The sequence below is a fragment of the Rhodothermales bacterium genome (assembly GCA_013002345.1).
Lineage (GTDB): Bacteria > Bacteroidota > Rhodothermia > Rhodothermales > JABDKH01 > JABDKH01.
In genome coordinates, this window is sequence record JABDKH010000341.1 from 1 (window position 1) to 3,090 (window position 3,090).

Annotated in this window: 4 protein-coding genes; 1 reads left to right on the forward strand and 3 read right to left on the reverse strand. The window is 57.3% G+C overall.

Translation table 11 applies throughout. The features are described from left to right. Together HKN37_16145 and HKN37_16150 are read right to left on the reverse strand one after the other, a co-directional pair. Window positions 1-283 (reverse strand): hypothetical protein (locus HKN37_16145; GenBank protein NNE48184.1); only part of this gene is annotated, 283 nt, incomplete at its 3' end. Between the two features lie 82 nt (window positions 284-365). Next, entirely contained in the window at window positions 366-698 is a 333-nt protein-coding gene (locus HKN37_16150) for a DUF1820 family protein (GenBank protein NNE48185.1), read from the reverse strand. Window positions 699-852: 154 nt separating this feature from the next. On the opposite strand from HKN37_16150, the gene tagH reads away from it, so the two are divergent. Beyond that, on the forward strand, window positions 853-2,265 hold the full coding sequence (gene tagH / locus HKN37_16155; protein ID NNE48186.1) for a type VI secretion system-associated FHA domain protein TagH: 1,413 nt from the start codon (window positions 853-855) through the stop codon (window positions 2,263-2,265). Window positions 2,266-2,275: 10 nt separating this feature from the next. Here the strand turns inward: tagH and HKN37_16160 are convergent. After that, window positions 2,276-3,090, reverse strand: an 815-nt coding sequence (locus tag HKN37_16160; protein ID NNE48187.1) for an AMP-binding protein, incomplete at its 5' end; no start/stop codon positions are given.

Consider the following 3,090-nt stretch of genomic DNA (forward strand, 5'->3'; position numbering starts at 1 on the left):
TGGCAATGTCTGTCGCTTTGCTCGACCACGGCGAGATCGTTCCGGGCCGCGGCACAACGTAGAGCTTCTCTGCGCCTTTGCTGAGCCTGGCTGGCTTGTCGCCGGATAACAGCAAGGCATCGAGACGTGACCGATCTGCCTTGCCGAGTTCTTCGGACGTGTCGACCAGGTAGACGAATCGTGCTTCGACGGATTGGATGCCCGCGTCTGCTCGTTGCAGCGCACGGGTCAATTTGGCCAGGCGGAAATTGGACAGAGCCGACTGTCCCGGAAGTTCCAGCATGTCGGTGGGTCGGGCCTTATTCGCGATTGAGTAGCATGGTAATCGGGATGATACTAGAACTCAGTCAACGTATGTCGACCACCTACTTGTTGGTGTCCCCCGGCGTGTAGCCGGGCAACGGAAACTGCGCCACGTTGCCCCCCTCGAGTTTGCTGATCTTGCTCGGCCCCTGCTTATCAACCTCATCGATACGGATTATCGAATGCATGGGCAGGTAAGTCCGTCGCACATTCTCGAACTCGGATTTGATCTTTTCCTCGGACGGGTCGACCACGATCGTCGTTCGCTCTCCGAAAACCAGTTCCTCGACCTCGACGAAGCCAAACAGCTCGCCATGACCGACGGATCGGGCATAGACCTCGTAGACCTGTCCCTGGCTCATGAAGACGACCCTGAAAAGTTGCGATTTGCTCATAACCGGCGATGAAATGGCCCGAAACTCGGTTTGTGAGGCCAGTCTACCGGAAATCAAGGCCTTAGGGTCGGAAAACGAATTCGATTATGTGAACTGGTTACCAGCCTATCTCGTTGATTCAATGCACAATTGAGCGCAATTCGAGAGGGCAGAAATGACACTCCAACTCAAAATAGTTAGCGATCACCGCGAACTCGTTGGCGACGACGACGAGCGTGAATTCGGCGAAGAAGGCGGCACCATAGGCCGTTCATTACAGAACGACTGGATATTACCGGATCCGGATCGCTTCATATCCGGGCGGCATGCCACCATCGACTACAAGGGTGGCATCTACTACCTGCTCGACACCAGCAGCAACGGCGTCTACATAAACGACGAAGTCGAGCCGATTGGCAAAGGCAATCCACGACGCCTGTTCAATGGCGATCGCATGCGCATGGGGGACTTCGAGTTTACGGTGGCCGTCGACTCCGGAGAGAGTTTGTCCATGCCACTCGATCCGGAACCGTCCGTGGTGCCCGACAATATCGAGCAGCTCGTCGACGAGGATCTGCCACGCACGGGCGTGAAAATGCTCGACGAGGAAGAACTCACGGGCGACGATGAATTCAGGTCCGTCCTGTTCAGTACGTCGACCTCGCCGAAGGCGCCTCCACAGGCTGAGCCCGAGAAAGCAGCGCCCGTCGCTAAACCGGTGCAGAAGAAGAAGGCCGGTAAGAAACACAAAACTCATTCTCGTCGCAACGAGGATGTTTTTGCCGCCTTTCTGCACGGTCTGGGAATAAATCGCGTAGAGCTTCACCCGTCGGTGGATCGTACGGCCCTGATGCTCAATGCCGGACACGTGCTGCGAGAATTCGTCGAAGGCGTGATTCCGCTTCTCGCCGGCCGCGCAAACCTGAAAAACACATTCCGTCTGGATCAGACGTCGGTATTGCCGCGGCACAACAATCCCTTGAAATTCTCCGAAAGTCCCGACGATCTGATCAAGCAGTTGCTCGTAGGCGATGAGGGGGATTATCTGGGCGCGAAAGATGCGGTACGCGAAGCCTGTCAAGACCTGATGAATCATCAGAACGCGTTTCTGGATGCCATGAACAGCGCATTCATTGAGTTCGCCGACCGTTTTGAGCCGGACGAACTCGAGCAAGGCTTCGAACGTGCATTGAGTGGCAGCAAACTGTTTTCTTTCGGCAACAAGTCCAAGTATTGGGACTTGTACCGTGACCTCTACCCGATCATGACTGAGAAAGGCGGGGGACGTTTCCCGCAGATGTTCGGCGAAGAATTTGTGCGGGCCTACGAACGTCAGATCGCGGAATACCAGCGCCGCGATCGCGAGCGTCTTGCCGACGACGAAAAGGCCTCGACAGACGGCAACGCTGATATGAAGGCAACACAAAAGCTCCCACCGCTCGCGATGCGGCGCAGCCAGGCGCCCGAGACGGAGGCCAGTAACGACCCGGTCTCAGACACCGCCGTCGATGAAATCGATCAGAGCTTCATCGACGAGTTGGAAGACAGCATGGCACGCGACCTGTCAAACGATCAGCGGGAAGCCTGAGCGCGCAAGATCAGCTTCGATTCTGCCGATTTTCGATGAGGTCATCGACGACCGCCGGTTCTGCCAGCGTCGATGTATCTCCCAGGTTACCGAAGTCATCCGCCGCGACCTTTCGCAGAATGCGTCGCATGATCTTGCCGGAACGGGTTTTCGGCAGACCCGGCGCCCACTGAATCAGGTCCGGTTTCGCGATCGGTCCAATTTCCTTGCGCACCCATTTCTGCAGTTCCGATCGCAGTTCGTCGCTCGCTTCGATGCCCTCCATCAACGTGACGTAGGCATAGATGCCCTGCCCCTTGATGTCGTGCGGATAACCGACGACCGCCGCTTCGGCGACGTGCTCATGTGAAACAAGCGCGCTTTCGACTTCTGCGGTTCCCATGCGATGACCCGAAACGTTGAGCACATCGTCGACCCTGCCGGTAATCCAGTAGTAGCCGTCCTCATCGCGACGCACGCCGTCGCCCGTGAAGTAAGTGCCCTCGAACGTGGCGAAATAAGTATCGACAAACCGTTGATGATCCCCATACACCGAGCGCATCTGTCCCGGCCAACTGTCGGTGATGATCAGGTTACCCTCAACCGCTCCGTCGAGCGTATTGCCTTCCCCGTCGACGACGGCTGGCATGACACCGAACAACGGCTTGGTGGCGGATCCGGGTTTCAGCCCCGTCGCGCCCGGCAACGGGCTGATCAGGATGCCACCCGTCTCGGTCTGCCACCAGGTGTCGACGATCGGGCAACGCGAGTCGCCGACGACCTCGTAGTACCAGGACCACGCTTCGGGATTGATAGGTTCGCCCACCGAGCCAAGTAAACGCAGGC